Here is a 22725-nt window from a genome sequence, read left to right as displayed (position 1 = left end):
GCAATAAAACAATTAGATAATAGTTCACTATGTCTCATAAGATTTCTATTCATCTCGGTGCATTTTAGGTACATACTAGGGACGTGAAAAAATCGGATAATGCCAATGCTCAAAACTAAAACTGACATCCAGCGTTTCACCATCCCCGATGGTAAGACAATGAAGAAAGAAATCGTCTTCAACAACGGATTAACAGGATTGTACTTTGCTGCCCGAAGAAATCCATCAGGCGTGATAACAAAAAGCTGGCGTTATATTGTAGGTAGCAATGATGTTACTTTAGGCACCTATCCAGCCTACAGTCTGGAAGATGCCAGAAAATGGCATTTGCAACAGGTACAAAAAACCAGACAAGGCTTTGCACCCAGCAAAACACTCACCGGAAAACCCACCACTATGGATGGTCTGGTTCAGGAGTGGCTGGAAGTAAAATGCGCTAAACCGTCAAAACCGGGAAGACGGGCGATCTGGAATAAACATGGTAAAGCCCTGCATAACGTAGACCCTGAGCAGCTTACTTACCACCATGTCTATTCTCATATTTTGGCGATGGGGGTCAGCAACGCTTCTCATCGTATTTGTCAGATAATTAAAATGGTGATGTTATATGCCTTTCAGGTGCATGGCATACAGGGGCAACAACCGGGACAACCCGTGTATGTTCCGCAAAAATTGTCAGAGATCCATGACAGAAAAAAAGTTGCTGCTGTAATAGGTAAAATACGTGATAACCATCTACAGGCAGAACAATACCGCATACTCTGGCATTCCTTGGGTAACACCCCTTCTCATGCAGCGATGCGCTTTATTATGGTCTTTGGTACTCGCAAGTCGGAATCAGCAAAGCTGGTATGGCCTGAAATAGATTTAAAGGCTAAAACATGGACCTTACCCGCAGAACGCACCAAAACAAAACAGGAGCGTGTATACCCTCTTCCTGACTACCTGATCAGTCTGTTAGAAGAATGGTCTTGGACAAAGCATAACCTTAGCAAACAGATATGGACACATATCGGACATACCACGATGTCTCATTCCGCTGTCAGGCTACGAGAAACGGTAGGAAATGATTTTACGACTCACGATCTGAGACGCAGTACGGCATCAATGATGAGCAACGAGGCCGGAATTGATCCCATTATTGTAGACCTGATGTTAGGTCATAGCCTCAGTATGGTAATGTCAAAGATTCTGGCAACTTACCAACCAAAAGCCTTTCAGAAAAAGGTCGATAAGGCTTGGCCTGTTTGGTTTCAGTGGTTTGAGAAAAATATCATCAACAAGAAGCCAAAGGAATGGCAAGAGGGACTGCCTAAACTTGCGGATACAAGTAAATGAGTGAGAACACCATCAACAAGGCGCTACGCAAAATGGGCTATGACACCAAAACCGATTTGTGTGGTCATGGCTTACGAACGCTGGCATGCAGTGCCTTAATTGAATCGGGTATCTGGCCGGAAGATGTGGTAGAACTTCAGATGAGCCACATGGAAAAGAACAATGTTCGCGCGGCCTATACTCATAAGGCCAAACACCTTGAACAGCGTCGCCTGATGCTGCAATGGTGGGCTGATTTTCTGGATGCCAATAGCAACGATATGGTTAGGCCGTTTGAGTTTGCTCGTATGTAATAGTTATACGCATACGCCAAGGAAGGCTGATATGCGATCGCGTTGCATGTTTTGCATACAAGTCAGCAATGTAATAATATAAAAGAAAAATAGGGTGAGATTAATTTATGATTTTAGTTATAACATCGAGTTTTGATAAAACCATAGATTATATAACTAAAAGACAAGGTGTTGATAACTTTTATGTTTTCAACATTGATAAATTTTCCGAATATCAGGTATCTTATACTAAGAATGGGTTCGAGATAAGAAATAAATATTACGGCGTTATTTTAGAAAAAGATTGTTCATCTATTTATTATAGAAAGCCAACTCCAGAAAACCTTAATGATGTGATTGATGTAAAATATCACAATCATTGTTATAGAGAAGTTTTCTCACTAGTTGAAGGAATAGTTGAAGCTTTTGATGGGAAATGTTTATCCCGACCATCTGTCCTTAGAAAGGCAGATAATAAGATATTACAAGCGAAAATAGCTAATAAGATTGGATTTTCAACTCCAGATTATTGTTTAACAAACAGCGCCCGTCTATTAATGTCTCATTTGGATGCTAAAATTATAGTTAAACCTCTATCTAATGGAGTTGTCGAGGATGAACAGAGCAAAGAAATTGTTCAAACAAATATATTTGATAGAAACAAAGACATTAATGCTCTAAAGTTCTGCCCGGCTTATTTCCAAACATATTCAAAAAAACAATACGAAGTAAGAATTACAGTTGTGGATAAAGAATTTTTCCCCGTAAAAATTGAATCTGAAAATAAAATTGACTGGAGAAAGAAAAATAATAAAATCATATACAGTAGAACCGATACACCAAAGAAAATAAAAGATAAATGTTTGCTTTATATGCAATTCTTTGAGATTAATTTCGGTTGTTTTGATTTTGTAGTTCTTAATGAAGAATGGTTTTTTTTGGAAATGAATGCTAATGGACAATGGGCATGGCTTGAACACGAAACCGAACTGGAAATTTCAAAAGAAATAATGAGATACTTAAATGATAAATAAAATCATTTTCATTGTTGTAAAAATATTAAATTATTCATTACTCTTTCATACATCTATTGATGATAATTTTGATACTATTGAAAAAATGGAACAGGTCAGCCATGTAAATGTAAGAATATCTTTAATTACTATACCATTTGGAAGTCGTATTTTTTACTTTCTTACATATAAAAAAGAAGGCTGTATTTTCTTTGAAAAAGAAAATTTCAATTCGTTTTTTGTTTTAGACTACGACCTAAAATGGGGAAGAAAGAAAGAAGATATTATAGAATCACTGGTGAATGATTATAAGATACACATTGATAATCAGCCTATTGAGAAAATAAAAAACCAAGATGAGTTTTTAAAGCAAAAAATATCAGAAAATAATGATAGTATGTCAACCGTACGAAATAAAATAACTCACTATACAACTATCATGCTCGCTTTAACTGGTGCCTTAACCTATTTATATACAAAAATATCCATAGCCGATTTATCAAATTATTTATCTTTGTTTTTTTGTTATTTGCTTATAATAATCACAGCCCAGATCATTAATCTGGCTTTATTCCTAAGAAAAGGAATGATGGTAAGCTCATTTTACCAATCATCATTTAAAGATCTTAAAAACTCAAGCTATAAGCATGAGCTAACAAAATCATTGTATAGAGATTGGTTGGCTAAAAATGATGATGTAAGATATTTTTCAGGGATCGTAAAAAACTCCGAAAAATATTTATATCGTGCAATTTGTATTGGGATAATAGCATTTATCATTATTACTTTATCTTCAGGAAGCAGTTCGGAAATAAAAACTGAAATTTTCTTATCCGTTCCCGACACACATATAATATAATTATTTATAATTTAGGAATGTTCACATGAAACCATATATAATGCTTTACAGTGAAACATATGAAAAAAAACATCTTCCAGATGATTTATTAAAATTAAATGATACAACATTAAGAACTTTCACAATTGAATCAGACGATAACGATTTAATCAATGCAGGAACCTCAATAACAAAGGTTAATGAGAATAGTGACGAAGATTATATATATATTTCTATGGACGAAACAGGAGTAAGAGGAATGGGAAATAGTGTTAAAAATGTATTACATGATATTACAATATCCACCGAGACAATTGAAAATAACGATGATGACTACTTAACTTGTGGTACCTTATTTACAAACGTAAATGAGTCAAATGACGAAAATTTTTATTTCTAGTACAAATTCACTTTGGCCTGACAACCCTAAAACTTAAGGTTTGTCAGGCATATAAAGTTAATTTATACTCAAACCATTAATCTATTCATCCAACTGTTCAGCAGATCTGAACTATGCAGACCTGAATTGCCAACCGTAGATTTTCTTGTACCACTATTAACAATTGACTAGCACCAATCCTAGCCTTAAATTGCAGCCAATCAGGTACGTGCCTTAACAAGCCCCCCTGAACACCAGTCGCCCCTGAAAGGTACAGCAATACCAGACAGGGGCTAACCACAACGTTAGAAGGATAACGCTATGGCTGTCTGTCAGTTTACCTATTCCCCACCTGAAAATCTGCATCTGGATATTAGCTTTTTTGCTACATCTCAATATCCAGCAGCGGAGGCTTATTATGTTCGATAACACGCCGTTGGAACTTGAAGAAATCATCGATCAATGTCGGGCATTAATTTACGCTGTTGTTGAGGTTGAAAATCCCCAAGCCAAAGAGATCCTGTCTTTTGTGTTGTGGGAAAGGCTCGATGTTCTATATCGAACCTACCAAACAAAAGAAGTGAGTTAATTTCCGAATAAATTTTTATAATAAGCTGAAACGCAAAAAATGGCCGTTAGGCCATTTTACTGCCTCATTGAGGCACTATCCATAGGATAGAATACTTAGCCCCACATTTGGGGCAACGATATCAGCCCATTGAGCTGTAAACAAACTCTCCATATATGGAGCAATCAGACACTTTATTGAAGTGAATATCTTTAAAGACATATATTAAGTAATATATTATTTTTTGCTTGTCAAATATATTTATCATTTTATTAAACTGGTTAACAACATTATTTATTCTTAAAAATTTTACCAATAATCACCCACTTTAGTGATGGTTCGATTGCTATTAGAATTACAAGACAAAGAAGAACTGCTTGTAGAAACGATATACAACATCCCATCTGTAGCTAATTCATATGACAGCCATAGACCATTATTCGGTTTTGCTGTTAAAATATTTCTTGTTTTTATATTTGGAACTTTACATGCATATCCACCACTGCTCACTTCTCCTTTTAGCGAAGATAAGTTATTATTTACCCAATAGTTGATTAAATTATTTGCAGCTTTATCTGTGGTTAATACTTTAGGGATATTAAATGCATTATAAATAGAGTAATTTAGATATGCATAATCAGATGTATACGCACATTCATCATAATAGCTATTAGACAGTTTGGAACAATCAGTAGTCGATGTATATAGGGAAGAACCATATGATAAATCCGCCACCTGCGTTTGTTTCAACATATTTGATATTTTTTCATTATAATTTAAGTAGGTAGTTCCTGAATGTAATAATGGAGTGAGATTATGATTATCATTTCCTTGTAGAACATATAAAATGCCGTCTGTTAATTTCATAGCAATTGTTATTTGATATCCATCGTATTTTCCCCCATCACTCCAAAGGAAGTAGCTTTCTTTTGATAATGCTTCATCTATCTCCTTCTCAACGGCACCTGTAGTCGTATCATCCTCAACAGGCTCTACCGGAATACTTGGCTCCGGTGTTGTTTCTACTGGCATCTCAGGTATTGGCTCAACAGGAACTGGATTATTAACCACAACGACAGGATCGCTCTTCAGCCATTCATCAGGGAAAGAGACGTTATCAACAATCGGGGTTTCAGGTATGGATGGGGTTTCCGGTATGATTTCCGGCTCTTCTGGTTGATTACTGCTCTCATTCGTTTCTGGCTCTGGTATCTGCGCGGCTGGCAGCGTATCAACCAGTATCTCCTGTTTGGTAAACGCACCGAGGTTTATCGGCAACGCATTCATATTTTTCAGGATCTGCATGGAGATCTTGTTTCTGTCCTGATTGGAGCCATCAGATCTTAAACCAATAAGATAGGAATCCGATGCCTTGAATATCGTTTCAATCTGTTGGGCGTTTTCCCTTATTGCCCTGTCTTTCTTTTCACTGCGATAATAACTCAACACCGCATAGGCCACACCGGACACGATAGCCAGTGTTAATACCATTTCTAATATTGAGTATCCTTTTTTATTTCTCATATAATGTGTCCTTATTTAACTGATAACTGATGGTTCTCTCTGGTCTGCATAGTTTTTCTGTAGATTTCATAGCTACTGTTAACAATGTTTTCTTTGGCAGACGAACCACTTACTGAATTCACAATGTCGCCATTTTCGTTATATAACGCATACGTTTTTGGATAGATAAAATGATTCACTACTATGGTATTATTTTTCCCTGATTGACATAACGCAGCGGCCTTATCAACAACAACATAATTTCGGTTCCATGTTGTTCCTGATGCAGGCGGAGTCAATGGAACATATTGACTGTTTACCTGCACTTCAAAATATTTACCAGCTAACTCAGGAGCAAGCTTTGCACATGCATCATCAGAGACATGTGTCATTGTTAGCTTTAATACATTAGCGCCAGTATATTCGTTGTTATATTCAAGTAAATAAAGGCTACCAACCGGTGATTTGAATATCATCTCTTCAGAGGCAGCGACTCCACTGTAAGACAAACATATAAATAACAACAATCCTTTTTTATAGTTAATTCTTTCATTTACGTTCTCCAATAATATATTATCCATATCATTCACCACTTAGATTTTCTGTAATTACACAGGAATATAAATAATTCACATCAGCTTGAAATATTTTTGATCTAATATAACCTGTTGGACAGGAAACCATCGGATTATGACCTTTGCATAAATATACATTAATATTTCCATAACTATGATCATCCGATGAAAACCCACATAAGGCTCCTTGTTTAATATCAATCCCCGTCCATTTACCTGATTGGCAGGTGAGTAAAGCACCTCCAGAGTCTTTACTAATTATTCCCGAAGCAGAACAAGCAGCCCCGGCAACCACCGTCGATGTTGGCTGTAAATACTGAGCAGCTACTGTGCCACCGGATGTAATATTTCCTGATGACGTGATTGAACCGGTAGCCGAACCACTGGCTACGATTTTCAAATCTCCAAGGTTTCGTTGCGAACCTGAAACAAGTAATCTTTCTTCTGTCGCTTCACCACCATTACGCCAAATAGTAAGTGGCTTGGCCGCATCCAGACGGAATTCATAGGCGTTAGTATTTCCACTACCAATAGAAAATTTATCTCCGGCGGTGTTATGTCCAATGAGCTGACCGCCTGCGGTGATTGTTCCTGACGCGTTGATATTGTTGTTAACCGTCATTACTCCCGTATAGGAAGAAGCCCCGGCAACGGTTAATGTTGAGCCTAAAGATGCTGCACCTTTAAGACTGGATGCGCCTGCAACCGTTAACGTGGTTCCAACATTGGTTGCCCCTGTTGATTTCAATGTTGTGGCTGTCGCGGTTCCTGATGCCGCAATGTCCACAACATTATTGATGTCATTCCCACCCATATTGAGATCGCCCGTCATTGGCAATGTCCCATCACGACGCAGATAAACCGAATACATAGCGCTGTCATAACCAACACAATAAGCCAACAGCCCCGCCGCATTGATCCCCGCATAGCTATTTTGGTTCTCTGTCCATTGACCACCCGATCCTGATGCAACGGTTGATGATTGCGTCATACCGCTATCAATTCCTGCGGCCTGCATGGCACGGCCTAACAGGTCGTAACGAACTCTACTACCTTCAATCCACGGTAATGTTGTTGTGATTAGGCCATTAACAACATAGTTGGGTGAGGTGCCAGAGCGTTTCAATAAGATCTTATAAGAGGACTTCTGCGTGTTAACCCCTTTATTGCCAGCAGGTAATAAGCCTTCATTAATCAATGTCTGGTAAGTGATTTCACAGCCTGCCGCTGAACAGGTTCTTGGCCCCGGATCACTGGTTTGACTGCTACTGGAAGACAGGGTTGATAGTTTGTCATAGCGGATGCTGATATAACGGTTTACCGCTTCTCCCATCTGTTTCATTTGCGATCCAACGGTATTTGCCATGATGCCTTCTTGATCGTTTTTCATATCCTGAAACTTCATGAAAGCCGTTGCCGCACCAATACCTAACACCAGAATAATTTCCAGTAAGGAAAACCCTTTTTTATATTTATTCATTTTTTCTCGTCCTTTTTTATTTCACCTATTAATCAATTAGCAAAAATAAAAAAGTGGTCAAGATATCTATAAGGGATTAATTGATAAAAGGGCGAATGCCCTTTTATTTATAATGATGTGAAGGTAATAGTATTGCTGTTTCCACCAGACTGACACGTTGACGCCACGGTCGCCATATTCATATCACTGCTGGCTTTTCTGATGTTTCCTGTTGTTAATGCTGTGCTGCCCGTTCCAATCGCTACACTGTAAAAGTTAGCGCCAACGCCAGAAACAATCTTGGTGCATTCGGATGCTGGGACACCAATATAGGTAATAGTAAATGCCGAGTTAGCCACGCCGGAAGGACTATCGGTTGATGTGCCTAACAAGACGTTGCCTTTAAAAGCATTTACCGGTTTGCTGCTGACTAACATATTGTCAGGAAAAATACTTGCCTGAACCGCTACTGTTTCATTTAGCCCGGAATAACTGGATACTGCCGTATAAAGTGCTTTTACCCCAGCCTGAATTGTCGCTATATTATTACTTTCCGCTGTGGCTCTTTGCGAGGACTGAACCTTTGGATAAACAATAAATGCCGCAACCACTAACGCTGCGATAATCCCAAGAACTAAAAGTAGTTCAAGCAGGGAAAACCCTTTTTTACTTTTTCTTTTCTTCAACAAGATCATTTTTATCTCCTTTGTCATTTAAATGATAAAAAAGAGATAATCAATTAATTTTTATTGAACAAGAGCAAAAAACGGATACTTAGCTTTTTTACCGATGAACGGTTAACGACGAGGTATATGGAAAAGGCAAAGGATGATACCTTTGCCTTTTATGGAGAGTTAAAAACTAAAAAAATGTTTATTACTTCAATATAAATATCACTATTTATCATGAAGTCAATTAAAACTGATGATTTTATAAAACATTTTTAATGGATAATTTCTTTCTTACCATCAGGATATTCTCTGACAATTTTCCCTTCAGCAATATAATGAATAGCCACACCAGACTGAAAAGCCTCTTTAATCGCTTTTCTGGATGCTTTTCGTGCCAAACGCGTTAAAATAGCCGTGTCTTCAAGGGGATTGCGAGTTGATTTTTTCTTCTTCATTATTTCCTCCTTAGTTCTATTGATATATAATTCTCCGTTGCCAATTGTCAAATTTTGACATACCACCTAACCATGATTTATTCCTCCATCAGGATGACGCCCAATGAGTGAAGCCCTTAAAGTATTAAATAACATTCGTACCCTGCGTGCTCAGGCGCGTGAAATCGATCTGGAAACACTGGAAGAAATGCTGGAAAAGCTTACGGCTATTGTTGAAGATCGCCGTGAAGAAGAAGCAAGTGGTCAAAAAGAACGGGCTGAACGTCAGGCCAAAATCGAAGCTTTACGCGCCCAGCTACTGGAAGATGGCATCGATCCGGCTGAACTGCTTGGCTCGGTGTCCACAAGTAAATCAGCAAAAGCTAAACGTGCTCCCCGTCCAGCTAAATATAAATACGTTGATGAAAATGGTAACGAAAAGTTATGGACGGGTCAGGGACGGACGCCTAAAGCTGTTGCTACCGCGCTTGAAAACGGTAAGAAGCTGGAAGATTTCGCTATTTAAACTCGACATGTTCTGACAGACTTACTACTGAATAAAAACCGCCAGTAATCACACTGGCGGAAATAAATTAATAATAGGTTTCTTTAGTCAAAATAACTTCATTTTTATTTTTGCTTACCCACAACCAAAACGTAGTGTTAGTTTCCATGTCTTTCCAATGGTCACCATATGTTTCATCTTTACCCATATATTTATATCCCAAAGATTCAACATATTTTTTTAATGGCGTATCATCTTTTACATTTTTAAAGATAATACTACTCATTAATGGCACCATTCCATCTTGAGCGCGGAATTTAAAACTATAGTCCGCGCTAATTCGTGGAGCATTCTGGATTTCATCATCAGTAAAATAATGATAACTAAAAAAATCACTTTGTTTATACTCAGGGCGAGCATCAATAGTTTTTCCCATCCCCCACATTATAGCAAGAATTAATAGTATAAAAACCGCAATAAAAATAATAAGCCCACGTATTAATTTCATCATCAGACCTTCACATGCTTCGGAGCAAAAAAACTGAGACTCATACCATTTTTATTAACCGGATAAGCAATACTTGACTGAACATCAGTAAAAGGAATTATGCGTTGCATCCATACAGGCAACTTACCAAAGTATGGTTGATGCTTTATACCGGATATTTGAGGATCAGGAAAAAGCAGCGGCAAAAATGATTTGTTTTTATGCTGCCCTAACGATCCATAATAGTCCCAACGACGAAAAGCAGCTTCCTGAGAAACAGTCTTGAGATTCAAAAGATAGTTTTTAGATGAAATCGCATAATAAAAACCCAGAAGGTTAGAGATCAAATCTTCCGCACTATAACCACTATCAGTGAACCAACCAAAATGAGTTTGCCAATATTCAAAATTATAAGATGTGTGCATCATCATTGCCAAAGCAATACTTTCAATCTCAGAATTTGTTCTGCCTCGTTTTATCTCCCATTCAACAAATCGCCCCGTACCAATTGAACGATGACCAATAAACATCATTTGGTTATATCTGATCCGGTACGTATCTTTGCTACCTGACTCTCCGGTTCGAAATTTTTGAAGTAAATCAACGATATCAGCTCCCCGTGCATGACCAAGGTCTATCCATCCCAACTCTTCGGTATAGATAAGTCCAGATGATTGTGAAGATAGCTTGGCATTGAAAGGATCTTCAAGAATATCACTACGCTTACTCATACGACTCCCTGTCAACCTATTTAGTCTGCGTTTATACTATCGTCTTAGCCGTCAAATGTCTTGTTAGAAACACACGAATAAAGCCAAGATTATTCCTAATAAGGCTAGTCAACTAATTAGCATGATAATGATTTTATCTTTAGTATTTATCAACAGTTCACCGGTCTAAAAACAAGTTTTAAACCGGTTCACCGTTCGGACGTGAAAAGAGAAAATTTACTGCTTGGATTTATTTAAAATACTTTCGATATAAGTTTGTCCTTGTGCTCTGTATGCCTCAACATCACTCTCATGAAGATTGGATATGTTAAGTAAAACACCAAAGACTAACTCTTTATCTACATAACCAATATCACATCCTAAGACTTTTGCAACCTCTGCGCCGAAAATAATTTTCTGGCGGGTATTTTCTTTTTTAGTTTGTTGTTTCTTTTTAGCTTCCAAGAAATATAAACGTTCCTGCGCGGAAGCAATTTGTTGTTTGATTGTTTTTGTTGTCATGGTTTTTCTCCTTTATATTCTTATTGTTTTATTTGTCGTCAGAATCCCAATCCCAAAATGAATCTGAATTGTTGTTTTTAACTATCGGTTTTTTCGGTTTGTATGGAATATTTGCGTATTCGTATCCAGATGCTATTCTTTTCTTTATAGTCTTAATACGAAAACGGAAATAATCCTTTTCCTGTTTGAGTCTAACCTCCTCTCTCTTTCTGTTAATGATATCTGTTGCATCGGAATAAGCTTGTTCAATATCGGTGTAGATACCATCCTCAATTAATCGTCTTGCTACCCAATCAATGGCCTCATCATGATTTTTATGCATACCCTCTCCTTGTAATATTCAGTGCAATTCAATTAACACATTTTGAATAATTATCAACAGGATATAACATTATATTTTTATCTGATAATCCACATACTTAATAGCCCAATATTTATTCCCCAAGCAACAGCATTTATTGTCATTAAAATTAATGCTGTCTCATCCAACTCACCAAGCCTCATGTTGTTCTCCTTTTATTTCACGTCTGTTATTGTTTACTTTATTTTTATTGAAATGGCAAATTGAAAAAATAACATTCAGCGTGTAGTATTTTAATACCAAGCCCTCTATAACTTATTTGGGAAATCTAAAAAATGTTTTCACGAAAACAGCTATAAACATACAAGAACGATATGATTTTTTTAACGCATTTTTCATAGCATTTTGTTCGTTGTGGTTTTTATCAAAAATAGAGTTTTTCTGGATTATTATTTAAAAAAATATTAAAATAAAAATAATTATAACCATTCAAGGATTTTTTAAATGACCGTTGACTTCATTATATTATCGGTAGTGTCTCTAATTTGTTTGAAATTAATAATTAATGGCATTAAAAAAAACAAACATAACAGAAACTCGCTGTTTTATTACATCATTGCTATCGCGATATCATGTGCAGAATTATCAAATGCAATTTACATCCCTTACTCTTATAACCACAATCGTCTTTACGATGGAAACCCTGAATTTTATTATGACTATATGTATATTACTTTATGGGTTGTCATATTAATTACCTCCATGTTTTTATTAATTAATTTCATTTTTAAATATAAAAAAATAAACAAATGAATCATGGTAAAACATCTGCTGTAATGGGCTTGTCCCTATGGTAAAAGTTCAGCCACAATACAGATATTTTATTCTTCTGGAAGAGTCGTATCCCCATCACCAAGCGCCTTTTGCATAATAACCGTATCAACCCAACGTCCGTGTTTAAAACCGACTGATTTTCCATTCATAACATGCCAAGCATAGATTTCTTGAATGCTGGCAATGTGTTCAGGACTGACGGGGATGATCTGCATAACTGAACCTCTGTTTTACTGGTTAAAAATTAATCCATTTTTATTGCAGCGGAACCACAATTTGTCTTTTTAAAAACCTCGTTGTAAAGTTCCACAAGCTCTTTTTTGTCAACAGGATTATCATTTATCCATTCTTTCTCGCCACGCTTATAAAAGTCTTCGATAGCTCTTTCAACAGCTTTTTGATCCAAGGTTCTTTCATTAACAACTATTGTTAACCCTACCCCATATGCATAATCCTTATATACTTTATATCTTTCATGAATATAAAATATATTATTCTGAATACTTTGTTCTTCTTGAAAATCTATCTCTTCGTAATAAGTTCTTCCTGAAAACTCTTCTTTCTTATTTTGTTCTTTAAATACAATTTTATAGGCGATGGTTTTGAATTCTTTATCGGTTAAACCTTTCCTCGCATCTTCAAAAGCTTGATCTTTAGCCTTATCTTCTAGATCCTGCAAACAAGTTATTATTGTAGCATTCCATAATACCTCTATCACTTGGCCTAAACATTATCAAACATAACACATGGTATAATCAATATTCAATATTACTCTTTAGTATTTTAACTCAAATCCCTTACCATTTAACCATCCCATACTCGATTCTTTTACCAAACTTTTTAATCAGTCCGTCATTTATGTATAATCTTATTTTTAGTTTTCGAAAATTGAATCCATAAGCTTCTTGTTGAAAAATAGTAATAACCATTGGAACGTCAGAATGCACGATCCTACCGCTATCTAACCAATCAATCATTTTCATTAAAACTATCTGCTTGAACCGTTCAATAGTAGCATTAAATTGTATATCAGCATCCTCTATCATTATATGTTTTTATGATTTCCTTTAACTCATCATAAAATTTACCATAAAAATAAAAATCTCGTGTTATGCATAAATTGATATGCTCAAGCGGTTTCTTTGCTTTTATTGGTCTCTCATCTTTTTTATTCATTATATTTATCCTTTAGTTCGATGACTATACTGGTTTTATTCGATATAGTTATCTTTGTCAAAAGCAGCACTTTGTGGTTGTCGCAAACAATCACATCGCTGAAAACAGGGTCTGCCCCTGTTAATATTGTGTTTATCCAATCATGTTTTTAGTTAGATATTTTGCTAGCGCTCACTTACACAAAACAGGTCAGACCAGAAAAAATAATGGTGATAAAGTGAAAAGAAAAATGAAATTTAAAAACATAGTATGCAAAATCACCCTGTGTTAAAAAACCCGATCTCTCCGCGTTACTTATTTTTGTTATTTAGTGCTTTTAATTTCACCTATTGATTTTTAATCTAATATTTTATTTAAACCTGTGAATTGTGCAACAGGAAAAACTATCTAACGAGACTCTTATTTTCTTATTTTAGGTCTTTCCCGCCTTACGGCGGGATAAATTAACACTTCTCTTGTCCTTCGGACGCTATCTAAAACCCATCTATGTAATATCGCGGAATACTTCGCCCTTTCATCCAGATTGCGCCGCTTAATTCGGCGTTTTGTTTTACAGTCATTAATATATTTCGTATTAATTAAGTAGAGGGTTTTACATTGTTCAAAAAAACAATGCCCACTTATACACTCACTTCGTGAGCGTGTGGGGTCTACCGACGGTTGCCTGCCGCAGGCTAAAAGAAAGGTCAACATCAACACAAAAGTTTTTCTTACGAAAAACTAACAGCAGCATAGTTATATTTGAGGTTTGTATTTTATGGCGATATTTCATCTGGAGTTTAAAATTGTGAAACGCTCGGAGGGCATGTCTTCCTGTAGGAAGGCTGCCTACCATGCGCGTTGCAAAATAACAGATGATCGCACAGGCAATACCTATGATTTCAGCCATCGTTCCGATTTATTCCATCATCAGATATTAGCACCTGTTTCCGCACCCGCTCATATTATTGAAAGCTCTACCGCACTATGGAATGAAGTTGAAAAGGTTGAGCGTCAGAAAGACGGTCAAACAGCCCGTTATTTTGATGTTGCTATTCCCACTGAAATTAGCAATGAAGACAAGATAAAATTAGTAGCCGAATACTGTCAGAAAAATTTCGTTGATAAGGGAATGATTGCTGATATCGCTTTTCATGATCTCAATGGTAAAAATCCTCATGCGCATGTGATGTTGACATTAAAGCCAATCACCGCTGATGGCTTTGGCAAAAAAGATAGAAGCTGGAATGACAAGAAAAATGTAATCCTTTGGCGTGAATCATGGTCTGCGATTGCCAATCGCTATCTTACTGAAGCTGGCAGCAATGAGCGTATTGATCACCGTTCAATTGATACTCAGCACAATGAAGCACTCGAAAATGCTGCTATTACATTAAATGTTGAAGAAAAAGCACTATGGCTTGCCAAGGCAACAGCAACCAGCCGTCCACCAATGCAACGTGTTCATCGTGCCAAGTGGAACAGCAAACAGGTTCAGGAGCAGCGTGCTGCTGAACAGACTGTTCGTGATGAGATGAAACAAGAAGCGCTGGCTACATACAACACCTTCAAGGACTTGGATCTACAGATCGTTGTTGACCTTAGAAGTTTCACCGTATCCGAAATGTCAGAGCCTGTTGAAATTGTCTTACCTGAAACAGGTTCACAGTCATCATCAGAAGGCCAAAAGCCTGTTCTGGTTGCCCCTGCACCTCATACACGCACTAAATTGAAAACCTCATCCTCTTCAACGGCCAAAGCGACCAAACGCGCTCCTGTTAAAAGTAAGAGGAAGCAGGTTAAACCTCGTCAGACTAGTTTGTTCAAGCGTTTCACCTTGTTGGTGGTTGAATATATAAAAGAGAAATTTGTCTGGGCCAGAAAGAAACCAGCTCCTGTTTCCATTGATGCTGATCACGATAAGCGTATTGCTGAAAACTACGTGTTTGATGAGGTGCTGGGTATCTATGTGGCACGCGCTGAGTATGAAAGACGTGCCAAATTTAACAATGACACTTATAGTCCAACCAAAGAGGAGATCAGACGTTTTCCAAGTCGTCCGCTGCGCGAACTGACTGATAGCGATCTGGACTACATACCAACACTTTCAACTGGTATGAAACCAGAAACACCAAAACTCAGACATCCAAAATTTTATGCTACCGAAAGGGTTAAAATCGAATAATGATGTGTTCAAAAAAAACAAACTCATTGATATACTCAAGAATTCAAAATTTTTGATACGGGATTATTTTTTATAAAAATATAGAGTTTAATAGTAACCATATGTAATTATATGATGCAAGTAGAATTCAGAAATATCAGAAAAAAATTATGACCTTGTTAAAGAAAAAGTGTATTGATTGATTAAAATAAAAGTTAACAAAAGGATATTCACATGGCTAAAATAATCAGCATGATAAATTGGAAAGGCGGAGTTGGCAAATCCACTTTAACATTACATCTTGGTGTAGGGCTAATGCGGAACTCAGATGAACACCCGAGAGTATTATTAATTGACTTAGACCCACAATCCAATTTATCTTATCTGGCTCTAGGGGTTGATGGATACGTAAAATATGTTTACACCGATAAAAAACCGACACTAAAAAATATTTTTGATGATTATTTTGATGGTAATGTTTTTGATACAAAAAAAGCCATTATAAAAAAATCAATAAGTGCTAGGCCCGGTAAGGTATGGAAAAATGTTGATTTACTTCCATCCCATCACGAATTAGTTCTTGTTGATATGATGTTGGCGCGTGAAAAGAAAAGTGCAGCCACACATCAAAAAGAAACAGAACTTGAATTAGAAAAAATGGCTATTATAAAACATGCTATTGACCAAGTAAGTGATGAGTATGATTATATACTTCTTGACTGTCCCCCGAATATTAATCTAGTTACTCAAAATGCTTTTTTTGCCAGTGAACTATATCTAATTCCAGCAATACCAGATTTCTTATCCACTGTGGGTATATCTCTTATCAAAACAGAGATGGATAAATTGAATACAAATTTCAGAGGAATGATACAGTACTCTAATTCTCAGATTAACTTCACCGACACAGAAATGCTAGGAATTATATTCAACATGGTCGATGAGTATGATAAAAAGCCTAAAGATACACATGAAGGAACAATAAACGATGTAAAATCCCAACATCCCGGAATGGTTTTTGAGAAGTATATTACAGATGGAGATGGTATATCTGTTGCGGCAGAAAATAACCTTACTGTTTATAGCTATGACAATTTACCCCGTTCTAAAGCGAATGCGGAAAAGCAGAGTAACTATTTCGAAGAAGTAGTAAGTGAATTGTGCGAAAAACTGGAGGATTTATGATAAAGACTCATGAGTTAATATCCCTTGCTCAATATATAACAAAAATAATGTCATTCTATCCTAATAAAAACTTGGATTATGCATTAGATGACATATTAAGATTACTGGAAGAAAAAAATAAACAAAGTAAGATTATATCCTCTAGCAATAAAAAGTCAAAAGAATTATCTGTAGCATCTGCTAATAACGCAACTCATGCAGAATTCACTGAGTATGCGGATAAAATGAAAAATTTACCTATAGAAGAAATAAATAAAAACCTTTCTAATGAATTGTTATTTCCAACAATACAATCATTAAAGGCACTGGCTAATACAATTGGTATAAAATCCACCTCGAGACAAAATCGAGATGTGATAATCATGAATATTATTAAAACCATTGAGAGAAGAAGAATGGATGTGACTATTTCTGATAAAGACAAATAAAATAGCAGATAATATATTCCGGCCATCAATCGATGGCCGGCATCTTATGAAAAAATCCCTTTATTATATTTACCCAATTACTATTCTTTGTGCGATCTCAAGAAAAATATCACTCCAAATCTGTATCTTTACTATTCTTTATAGCATCTCTATAACGCTGTTGCTCAACGATGCTCAGATTTGGATCAGATAGAACACTTGATCCCTTCACAGCAATATCATAATCGATTTGTGATTGTGTCTCGTACTCTTTGGTCGGTTTAAAATAATCTGATTGCGGTGTAGATGACGGCGCAGAAGCACCAGAATAATTTTTATCCCCAGCACAACCGAGATAAGCCAGTAGACACGCAAACAAGAAGAACAACGTCCATACCACATTGTATCCATTAAGCGTATATCCACTGCCATTCACATCTGAAAACACGCCATGAAATCTTACGACATAGGCGATCAGGAATGATGAAAGCATAACAACCCGGCTTTTACCGACGGTTAAATACTTACGAGTAAATTTTACGGTTGGAATTAGCATGACCACGAACAGCCCAATAGCAGTAAATACCAGCCATATCGGGAACAGCCCATATTTTTGCGTAGTGTTCTGGGATAACGTTACCAGAGATATGACTAAGAAAGCGTTAAGCAGAAAAAGTCTAAGGGCCAACGATACCTTCAAGTTCTTTTGTATCTTTTTGAGAAACAGCACCGGTGCCAGTGATGGTATGTTTATCAGCAGCCCCATGAAAATCACCCAATAGATAGTGTTCATAGCGTCTTTTCCTGAAATTACCGAGCCGACCAGCCGTTATTGGTTTTCACCAGAACAATTTTGGCTTCTTCTGGTTCAGCCATACCTTTCACACCAGAGAAGACATCTTTATCAACCCATCCCGGCACATCGGCCAATTTCCATGTATATGAAACCTGCGTCACTTTTAGGCCATCAGCTTCACTGGGTTCTGTCCAGTTCGTTATCTCAGCTACAACACGATGACCAACACAGGCACCGTCTTTTTTGTCCCAAAACTCAACCTGTTGGCCTTGATCCGTCACTTCCAGAACATCAACGCTACTAAAGCCGTTAGACTGCCTCGAAACAGCAAGCAACCCTTGATCAGATAACCCCCTTAAAATTTCATCGCTGGCGCTGTATCCGGCAGAACGATAGCCACTGTTAACCCGGATAGGAAAACCTTTATTAAATACAATGTTATTGTCCTGCAATGAGTAGCACAGCTTGGACTTTGAAATTTTCGCATTAATCGCTTTCTCAAAGTCGCCTTTCTCACCACATCCCGCCAAAACCAGAGCTGTGCAAGTAACGAGTAAAATCTTCTTCATCTTTCCATCCCTTTCTGAATGATTACCAATGCGTGTTCTTAGGTGTTCTACCTGCGCCAGTAGAAGCTTCATCAGGCTCTAATAGGCATGCTCCAACAAAACAACCTGTTTAACCAATTGATATAATTTAATTATTTTTTCCTGTCGTCATATCGTTTATAACGATCAAAAACAAAATAATGATAGATATAAACTATCATAACTAGTTATTCGATCGATTAAACTAATTAAAACACCGATCGATAAACGATTTTTAATCGCTATTAACTATCAATATATAATAATCGATCTGTTATACCGATCATTTTGCTTGAGTTCGGCTTTCGGAGTGGTATGCTTGCCACGCAGGGATAGATGCTTCAGCAGAAGAAAACCAAGCCAGAAGCGTCTTTTAATGATTAACGGATGTAGTTAAGGCATTGGTGCGGAGACAGGCGAAGTGGAAGCTGTTCTTATCATATTTTTAGTGGTAGCTTTTATCATTATCATGACCACCATAGACATACAAAAAAAGAAGCATTACAACTCTTTTTCAGAAGTATTGGACGGTGATGTTTTATCGTATGAATGCCAGAATACGGGGTTTGTCATTGATACCAAGCAGCGCACCGTTCGCATCTTTAATAAAGAACAAGATAAAACCTACTCTTATGACAACATCAGGGAAATTAACTACACTATATCAGAAGCAGGTAAATTTTATGGTAATGGCACTTTACGCGGAATGAATAATGCCGCTATCGCTAATGGAAAAGAAAAGCTTTTAGCGAATCAACGTTCAGGGATAACGATCTTAACCGATGATATTCATAATCCGGCTTGGAAAGTAAATATCCCAGCCGTGAATAAATCTTCTGCAGGCAATCAAGGTCTTTGCGAGCGTTGGATATTGGTATTTCAGAAATATATTCTATAGCCATAGAAGATATTTAAACACGTCGATGAAATAGTTTTTATTTATGGAGATAACATGAAAAAATTGCTTATTGCGGCAATGATGATCCTTCCTCTCTCTGCCTGCACCACTTATGGCAACAAATCCCTGAAAGATGAATCCCAACAAACCGTAAAAACCAAAATCGTTAAAGGGAAAACTACCCAGCAAGATGTTATTAACGCATTCGGGGAGCCTCAGACACGAGCTACTAATGATGGGCAAGAAATGTGGTCCTATTCCAGCATGTCAGGCGAGAGCCAGATCTCAAACTACATTCCCGGCCTAGCCCTGCTTAAGAACAGCAACACAGCCCATATGAAATCATTGGATATTTGGTTCAAAGGGAATGTTGTTGACCGATATAATTTCAGTCAAACGGCGAGTAAGGTGTCTCGTGGGTTGTTGGATTAATAAATAAAATCTCAAATTTTATTTACTGGGTTATGTTTATAAAAAAGGAGTGAATGCGAACAAACTCCTTTTTAATAGACAAAGCTCATCCTAGTACATTACTTATCAATGGTTCAATTATTTTATCTATATCTTCATTTGTTAAGAGATAGGAATTATCACCAATTATTTTTTGAAGTTCATCAACTTGTGAAATATAATTCTTGCAAATAAAAAAATCAGTTGAACATTTCGCCATTACATAATTAATTTCATTAATATCTGGTTTATCTTCTGGATTTTTAGCGCCATACAGTAATGTATATGAATCCAATGGCATAAATATTGATTTCAAATCATCATCTTTTTCATAGAATGGTTTGAATTTTCGCATTCCTTTCACCTCAAAAAAGACTATGCAATCACCTAATATTAATGGTTGATCTGTTTTTATTATTCTGTAATATAATTTTTTATATTCTTCTATTTTTAAACTGGAATCCAATTCAAGCCCTTTTAGATGACCTTTTTTAGCTGCTTCTGGAATACCTGAATCAATCATTTTTTCAAACATCGGTATAAGTTGCAACAAAAATTCATCAGCTATATTTGGTAGCCAGATATGAATATTATCAAGTAAATATTGCTTAATATTTTGATGCATAAAATGAGGGGCAGATAGCTTATTTAATTCTACTTTAATCAACTTATCTAGTTTTAATGGATCAGCCATAATGTTTTTTTCAAAGTACGTAGAAATTGATTCCTTACTTAAGAACCTCATTTTCATTTGATCAATCAAATAAGATGCTGAGTTTGTAAAATTAGCTCGTAAACTTTTAGTCCTTATTTCCATATGATAAATAAAATCTGCAAGAGCAACTTTATCATCTAATAAAAACGATTCATCCAATAGTTTGCGGACAATCCCAGAGTATATATATGTTTCTTTTTTGGTTATCTCTTCATCAATTGAGAAATCATCATTCAAGGTATAAAACTGATTTTCCAAACCAATATTTTCAATTAATATATTTTCTTTTATAAATTCTTTTTTGCATAAACAAGAAAAATACTTCCCATTTTTCTCTATAGAAAATCCTCGTTGTAAGAATCGGGGAATAAAATGCTGTCTTTTTCCGGCCATAATTTCCTCTATTAATTAAAAAATAAATTTTATAAAAAGCTTTATATGGATAATAAATATTTTTAAAACAAGCTATGTTTTTAATTTTACCATAACTGTTCCATGGAGAGTTCTATAAAGTAGGTTATTACTTATTCCCATACAACACAACAGCGATCTTAAGCCTATCAACAGCCTGAGATAGTGCCTCATAGAGATCGCCCTCCATCTCTTGCTCGTATTCACTGTTTCTAAACATCACCACATAGCCATTGGTCAGATCTCGCCTATATGCAAGGTTTATCGGCTCTATGCCAATGATGATGCCAGAATGTAAATACTCAGCCACTGGATAGCCGGTGTTATCGTGGATAACGATATCACCATCGGCTTCCAGCACCGACAGAAAGCTATCTTGCTGTAGAGCCTCATACAGATCTTGCAGGCCAAGTGCGTTCATCAGTTTGGGTTCATCCGGGCCATTAACTTTCATTCTGCCACAGTAATAATAATCATCCAGTTTGCTAACGGGCGTGTTGGGATGCTGACTGTTATAGGTTTCAGTTTCTGACATCAGCGATCTTATTGTTTCTTCGCTGACTTGGCTGAGTTCAGAAATTAATCTCCCATAAACATTTACCATTCGCTCACTATCACAGGCATTTGCAGATTCTGATAAGAAGTAAGAATCGTAATCTTTCACATAAATGTTATTACCGTTTTCAAGGAAAAGATTTATTCCTTGTTCATTTTCTTCCATGTCTTTTACTATGCAGGTCAGAAATGGAATTTTTTCATGGGCGTGAAAGAGTGTAATAATCTTAATATTTTTCATTCTTTTATTTTCCTTTTTGTTTTATTTTTTAATACCATATTTATTTTAGGAAAATCAAATTTAACTTTTGGATAATAACGTTTTCCGTAATGTTTTAATCTTCTTTTGAAAAGATATTTATCTTATGAGCTAACGCTCATGTGCTGCCGCACGGCTACGCCCTAACTCTGAAATATGTATTTTCATCTTGATGAGGTAACTTTTCAATATTGATAATAAAAAGAGGAAAGATCTTTTCCAGATCATTCCATCATAAAATAAAAAATTGATCCTATTTTTGAACATAGCATTACCGCGATAACATATAGCATTTGCTCTTAAACGTATAGGAAAACTATATTCAAAGAAGCAGCACTTAGTGATTGTCCAAAACAATCACATTGCTGAAACAGGGCTTGCCCCTGTTAATGATGGATTTATCCATAGAGAATTGCGGCGATAGCCGCTAATAAAGTTAAGAGAAAAGCTCTTCCCCTATAGTAATACTATGATTATAAATTTAGTAACAAAAAGCAGCGCTTCGTGATTGTATGAAACAATCACTTCGCTGAAAATAAGTATGAAGAAAAGCACATATTTTCTGTAAAACCGCTCCAGCATAAAACAAATGGAAAACTTTACTCTCTTAACTTCTTACTAATTGTTTAATTATAAGCACTACCCCAGCCCAATAAAATCAAGGATTCACACCTTTTTTTGCTATGTTCGAACATAGCAAATGCCTATGTGCGCACATAGATCCATCCTATGTT

25 protein-coding genes and 3 pseudogenes are annotated in these 22725 nt (G+C 36.3%); 12 read left to right on the top strand and 16 right to left on the bottom strand.

What is annotated here, in order from left to right; genetic code table 11:
* The first annotated feature begins 99 nt into the window (after positions 1–99).
* The 6 genes and pseudogenes from DDT52_RS00745 (at position 100) to DDT52_RS20875 (ending at position 4429) form a co-directional block, all read left to right on the top strand.
* Positions 100–1338: a tyrosine-type recombinase/integrase gene (locus DDT52_RS00745; protein WP_136154681.1), complete on the top strand. Its 1239-nt coding sequence runs from the start codon at positions 100–102 to the stop codon at positions 1336–1338.
* A pseudogene (locus DDT52_RS00740) lies at positions 1335–1631 on the top strand (tyrosine-type recombinase/integrase); the annotation flags it as partial. The gene DDT52_RS00745 and the pseudogene DDT52_RS00740, both read left to right, overlap by 4 nt.
* 107 nt (positions 1632–1738) lie before the next feature.
* A complete protein-coding gene (locus DDT52_RS00735; RefSeq protein ID WP_136154680.1) occupies positions 1739–2644 on the top strand; it encodes an MvdC/MvdD family ATP grasp protein in 906 nt (301 codons plus the stop codon).
* On the top strand, positions 2634–3482 hold the full coding sequence (locus DDT52_RS00730; RefSeq protein ID WP_136154679.1) for a hypothetical protein: 849 nt from the start codon (positions 2634–2636) through the stop codon (positions 3480–3482). Before DDT52_RS00735 ends, DDT52_RS00730 begins: the two co-directional genes overlap by 11 nt.
* A gap of 25 nt (positions 3483–3507) precedes the next feature.
* A complete protein-coding gene (locus DDT52_RS00725) occupies positions 3508–3861 on the top strand; it encodes a hypothetical protein (protein ID WP_136154678.1) in 354 nt (117 codons plus the stop codon).
* Positions 3862–4258: 397 nt separating this feature from the next.
* Positions 4259–4429, top strand: coding sequence for a hypothetical protein (locus tag DDT52_RS20875; RefSeq protein WP_168709712.1), 171 nt, complete (start codon positions 4259–4261; stop codon positions 4427–4429).
* Between the two features lie 288 nt (positions 4430–4717).
* On the opposite strand, the gene DDT52_RS00720 is transcribed toward DDT52_RS20875, so the two are convergent.
* From DDT52_RS00720 to DDT52_RS00700, 5 genes are all read right to left on the bottom strand, one after another.
* Positions 4718–5932 (bottom strand): hypothetical protein, encoded by a 1215-nt coding sequence (locus tag DDT52_RS00720; protein ID WP_136154677.1) that lies wholly within the window; start codon positions 5930–5932, stop codon positions 4718–4720.
* A gap of 11 nt (positions 5933–5943) precedes the next feature.
* Positions 5944–6492 carry a hypothetical protein gene (locus DDT52_RS00715; protein ID WP_136154676.1) on the bottom strand — a complete coding sequence of 183 codons (549 nt, stop codon included), beginning with the start codon at positions 6490–6492 and terminating at the stop codon, positions 5944–5946.
* A gap of 1 nt (position 6493) precedes the next feature.
* Positions 6494–7966 carry a shufflon system plasmid conjugative transfer pilus tip adhesin PilV gene (locus tag DDT52_RS00710; protein ID WP_136154675.1) on the bottom strand — a complete coding sequence of 491 codons (1473 nt, stop codon included), beginning with the start codon at positions 7964–7966 and terminating at the stop codon, positions 6494–6496.
* A gap of 107 nt (positions 7967–8073) precedes the next feature.
* Complete coding sequence (locus DDT52_RS00705; RefSeq protein WP_136154674.1) at positions 8074–8640, bottom strand: type 4 pilus major pilin; 567 nt, start codon at positions 8638–8640, stop codon at positions 8074–8076.
* 248 nt (positions 8641–8888) lie between these two features.
* Complete coding sequence (locus DDT52_RS00700; RefSeq protein ID WP_136154673.1) at positions 8889–9071, bottom strand: hypothetical protein; 183 nt, start codon at positions 9069–9071, stop codon at positions 8889–8891.
* A gap of 103 nt (positions 9072–9174) precedes the next feature.
* Here DDT52_RS00700 and DDT52_RS00695 point away from each other — a divergent pair, with 103 nt between their 5' ends.
* Complete coding sequence (locus tag DDT52_RS00695) at positions 9175–9576, top strand: H-NS family histone-like protein (RefSeq protein WP_136154672.1); 402 nt, start codon at positions 9175–9177, stop codon at positions 9574–9576.
* A 67-nt stretch (positions 9577–9643) separates the two neighbouring features.
* Here the strand turns inward: DDT52_RS00695 and DDT52_RS00690 are convergent, their stop codons facing one another.
* The 7 genes and pseudogenes from DDT52_RS00690 to DDT52_RS00665 all read right to left on the bottom strand — a co-directional run bounded on the left by DDT52_RS00690 (position 9644) and on the right by DDT52_RS00665 (position 13585).
* Positions 9644–10066, bottom strand: coding sequence for a hypothetical protein (locus DDT52_RS00690; RefSeq protein WP_136154671.1), 423 nt, complete (start codon positions 10064–10066; stop codon positions 9644–9646).
* Positions 10066–10773, bottom strand: a complete 708-nt coding sequence (locus DDT52_RS00685; RefSeq protein ID WP_136154670.1) for a DUF4056 domain-containing protein — start codon at positions 10771–10773, stop codon at positions 10066–10068. Before DDT52_RS00685 ends, DDT52_RS00690 begins: the two co-directional genes overlap by 1 nt.
* Positions 10774–10989: 216 nt before the next feature.
* Positions 10990–11274 (bottom strand): conjugal transfer protein TraD, encoded by a 285-nt coding sequence (locus DDT52_RS00680; RefSeq protein ID WP_136154669.1) that lies wholly within the window; start codon positions 11272–11274, stop codon positions 10990–10992.
* Positions 11275–11302: 28 nt separating this feature from the next.
* On the bottom strand, positions 11303–11596 hold the full coding sequence (locus tag DDT52_RS00675; protein WP_136154668.1) for a hypothetical protein: 294 nt from the start codon (positions 11594–11596) through the stop codon (positions 11303–11305).
* Positions 11597–12456: 860 nt separating this feature from the next.
* Positions 12457–12549: pseudogene (locus DDT52_RS21080) on the bottom strand (GNAT family N-acetyltransferase); the annotation flags it as partial.
* 104 nt (positions 12550–12653) lie between these two features.
* Positions 12654–13127, bottom strand: coding sequence for a hypothetical protein (locus DDT52_RS00670; protein WP_136154667.1), 474 nt, complete (start codon positions 13125–13127; stop codon positions 12654–12656).
* Between the two features lie 79 nt (positions 13128–13206).
* Positions 13207–13585 (bottom strand): annotated as a pseudogene (locus DDT52_RS00665) (hypothetical protein).
* 757 nt (positions 13586–14342) lie between these two features.
* Between DDT52_RS00665 and mobQ the strand changes: the two are divergent.
* The 3 genes from mobQ to DDT52_RS00650 all read left to right on the top strand — a co-directional run bounded on the left by mobQ (position 14343) and on the right by DDT52_RS00650 (position 17341).
* Positions 14343–15749 (top strand): MobQ family relaxase, encoded by a 1407-nt coding sequence (gene mobQ, locus DDT52_RS00660; protein WP_136154666.1) that lies wholly within the window; start codon positions 14343–14345, stop codon positions 15747–15749.
* Positions 15750–15962: 213 nt separating this feature from the next.
* Positions 15963–16913 carry a ParA family protein gene (locus DDT52_RS00655; protein ID WP_136154665.1) on the top strand — a complete coding sequence of 317 codons (951 nt, stop codon included), beginning with the start codon at positions 15963–15965 and terminating at the stop codon, positions 16911–16913.
* The gene (locus DDT52_RS00650; protein WP_210732662.1) at positions 16910–17341 is read left to right on the top strand and encodes a hypothetical protein; all 432 of its coding nucleotides are present in this window, start codon (positions 16910–16912) and stop codon (positions 17339–17341) included. Before DDT52_RS00655 ends, DDT52_RS00650 begins: the two co-directional genes overlap by 4 nt.
* A gap of 109 nt (positions 17342–17450) precedes the next feature.
* Here DDT52_RS00650 and DDT52_RS00645 read toward each other — a convergent pair whose 3' ends face one another.
* Together DDT52_RS00645 and DDT52_RS00640 are read right to left on the bottom strand one after the other, a co-directional pair.
* Positions 17451–18113: a hypothetical protein gene (locus DDT52_RS00645; protein WP_136154664.1), complete on the bottom strand. Its 663-nt coding sequence runs from the start codon at positions 18111–18113 to the stop codon at positions 17451–17453.
* A gap of 17 nt (positions 18114–18130) precedes the next feature.
* The gene (locus tag DDT52_RS00640; protein ID WP_136154663.1) at positions 18131–18685 is read right to left on the bottom strand and encodes a membrane lipoprotein lipid attachment site-containing protein; all 555 of its coding nucleotides are present in this window, start codon (positions 18683–18685) and stop codon (positions 18131–18133) included.
* 439 nt (positions 18686–19124) lie between these two features.
* Between DDT52_RS00640 and DDT52_RS00635 the strand changes: the two genes are divergently transcribed.
* Entirely contained in the window at positions 19125–19601 is a 477-nt protein-coding gene (locus tag DDT52_RS00635; protein WP_136154662.1) for a DUF4755 domain-containing protein, read from the top strand.
* A gap of 54 nt (positions 19602–19655) precedes the next feature.
* Entirely contained in the window at positions 19656–20033 is a 378-nt protein-coding gene (locus DDT52_RS00630) for a hypothetical protein (RefSeq protein WP_136154661.1), read from the top strand.
* A gap of 85 nt (positions 20034–20118) precedes the next feature.
* Here DDT52_RS00630 and DDT52_RS00625 read toward each other — a convergent pair whose 3' ends face one another.
* Both DDT52_RS00625 and DDT52_RS00620 read right to left on the bottom strand, forming a co-directional pair.
* Positions 20119–21159, bottom strand: a complete 1041-nt coding sequence (locus DDT52_RS00625) for a DUF4238 domain-containing protein (protein ID WP_136154660.1) — start codon at positions 21157–21159, stop codon at positions 20119–20121.
* 127 nt (positions 21160–21286) lie between these two features.
* Complete coding sequence (locus DDT52_RS00620) at positions 21287–21973, bottom strand: hypothetical protein (RefSeq protein WP_136154659.1); 687 nt, start codon at positions 21971–21973, stop codon at positions 21287–21289.
* Positions 21974–22725 lie beyond the last annotated feature (752 nt).

Origin of the sequence: Brenneria roseae subsp. roseae (genome assembly GCF_003115845.1) — a bacterium.
Taxonomy (GTDB): Bacteria; Pseudomonadota; Gammaproteobacteria; order Enterobacterales; family Enterobacteriaceae; genus Brenneria; species Brenneria roseae.
This window is presented reverse-complemented; position numbering and strand designations above follow the sequence as displayed.

What these genes read in the sequence shown, in the direction of transcription:
- DDT52_RS00695 (WP_136154672.1), top strand. Translation starts at nt 9,175, where the DNA reads ATGAGTGAAGCCCTTAAAGTATTAAATAACATTCGTACCCTGCGTGCT.
- mobQ (WP_136154666.1), top strand. Translation starts at nt 14,343, where the DNA reads ATGGCGATATTTCATCTGGAGTTTAAAATTGTGAAACGCTCGGAGGGC.
- DDT52_RS00720 (WP_136154677.1), bottom strand. Translation starts at nt 5,932, where the DNA reads ATGAGAAATAAAAAAGGATACTCAATATTAGAAATGGTATTAACACTG.
- DDT52_RS00710 (WP_136154675.1), bottom strand. Translation starts at nt 7,966, where the DNA reads ATGAATAAATATAAAAAAGGGTTTTCCTTACTGGAAATTATTCTGGTG.
- DDT52_RS00735 (WP_136154680.1), top strand. Translation starts at nt 1,739, where the DNA reads ATGATTTTAGTTATAACATCGAGTTTTGATAAAACCATAGATTATATA.
- DDT52_RS00645 (WP_136154664.1), bottom strand. Translation starts at nt 18,113, where the DNA reads ATGAACACTATCTATTGGGTGATTTTCATGGGGCTGCTGATAAACATA.
- DDT52_RS00620 (WP_136154659.1), bottom strand. Translation starts at nt 21,973, where the DNA reads ATGAAAAATATTAAGATTATTACACTCTTTCACGCCCATGAAAAAATT.
- DDT52_RS00700 (WP_136154673.1), bottom strand. Translation starts at nt 9,071, where the DNA reads ATGAAGAAGAAAAAATCAACTCGCAATCCCCTTGAAGACACGGCTATT.
- DDT52_RS00650 (WP_210732662.1), top strand. Translation starts at nt 16,910, where the DNA reads ATGATAAAGACTCATGAGTTAATATCCCTTGCTCAATATATAACAAAA.
- DDT52_RS00690 (WP_136154671.1), bottom strand. Translation starts at nt 10,066, where the DNA reads ATGATGAAATTAATACGTGGGCTTATTATTTTTATTGCGGTTTTTATA.
- DDT52_RS00680 (WP_136154669.1), bottom strand. Translation starts at nt 11,274, where the DNA reads ATGACAACAAAAACAATCAAACAACAAATTGCTTCCGCGCAGGAACGT.
- DDT52_RS00685 (WP_136154670.1), bottom strand. Translation starts at nt 10,773, where the DNA reads ATGAGTAAGCGTAGTGATATTCTTGAAGATCCTTTCAATGCCAAGCTA.
- DDT52_RS00625 (WP_136154660.1), bottom strand. Translation starts at nt 21,159, where the DNA reads ATGGCCGGAAAAAGACAGCATTTTATTCCCCGATTCTTACAACGAGGA.
- DDT52_RS00715 (WP_136154676.1), bottom strand. Translation starts at nt 6,492, where the DNA reads ATGGATAATATATTATTGGAGAACGTAAATGAAAGAATTAACTATAAA.
- DDT52_RS00705 (WP_136154674.1), bottom strand. Translation starts at nt 8,640, where the DNA reads ATGATCTTGTTGAAGAAAAGAAAAAGTAAAAAAGGGTTTTCCCTGCTT.
- DDT52_RS00745 (WP_136154681.1), top strand. Translation starts at nt 100, where the DNA reads ATGCCAATGCTCAAAACTAAAACTGACATCCAGCGTTTCACCATCCCC.
- DDT52_RS00725 (WP_136154678.1), top strand. Translation starts at nt 3,508, where the DNA reads ATGAAACCATATATAATGCTTTACAGTGAAACATATGAAAAAAAACAT.
- DDT52_RS00655 (WP_136154665.1), top strand. Translation starts at nt 15,963, where the DNA reads ATGGCTAAAATAATCAGCATGATAAATTGGAAAGGCGGAGTTGGCAAA.
- DDT52_RS20875 (WP_168709712.1), top strand. Translation starts at nt 4,259, where the DNA reads ATGTTCGATAACACGCCGTTGGAACTTGAAGAAATCATCGATCAATGT.
- DDT52_RS00730 (WP_136154679.1), top strand. Translation starts at nt 2,634, where the DNA reads ATGATAAATAAAATCATTTTCATTGTTGTAAAAATATTAAATTATTCA.
- DDT52_RS00675 (WP_136154668.1), bottom strand. Translation starts at nt 11,596, where the DNA reads ATGCATAAAAATCATGATGAGGCCATTGATTGGGTAGCAAGACGATTA.
- DDT52_RS00640 (WP_136154663.1), bottom strand. Translation starts at nt 18,685, where the DNA reads ATGAAGAAGATTTTACTCGTTACTTGCACAGCTCTGGTTTTGGCGGGA.
- DDT52_RS00630 (WP_136154661.1), top strand. Translation starts at nt 19,656, where the DNA reads ATGAAAAAATTGCTTATTGCGGCAATGATGATCCTTCCTCTCTCTGCC.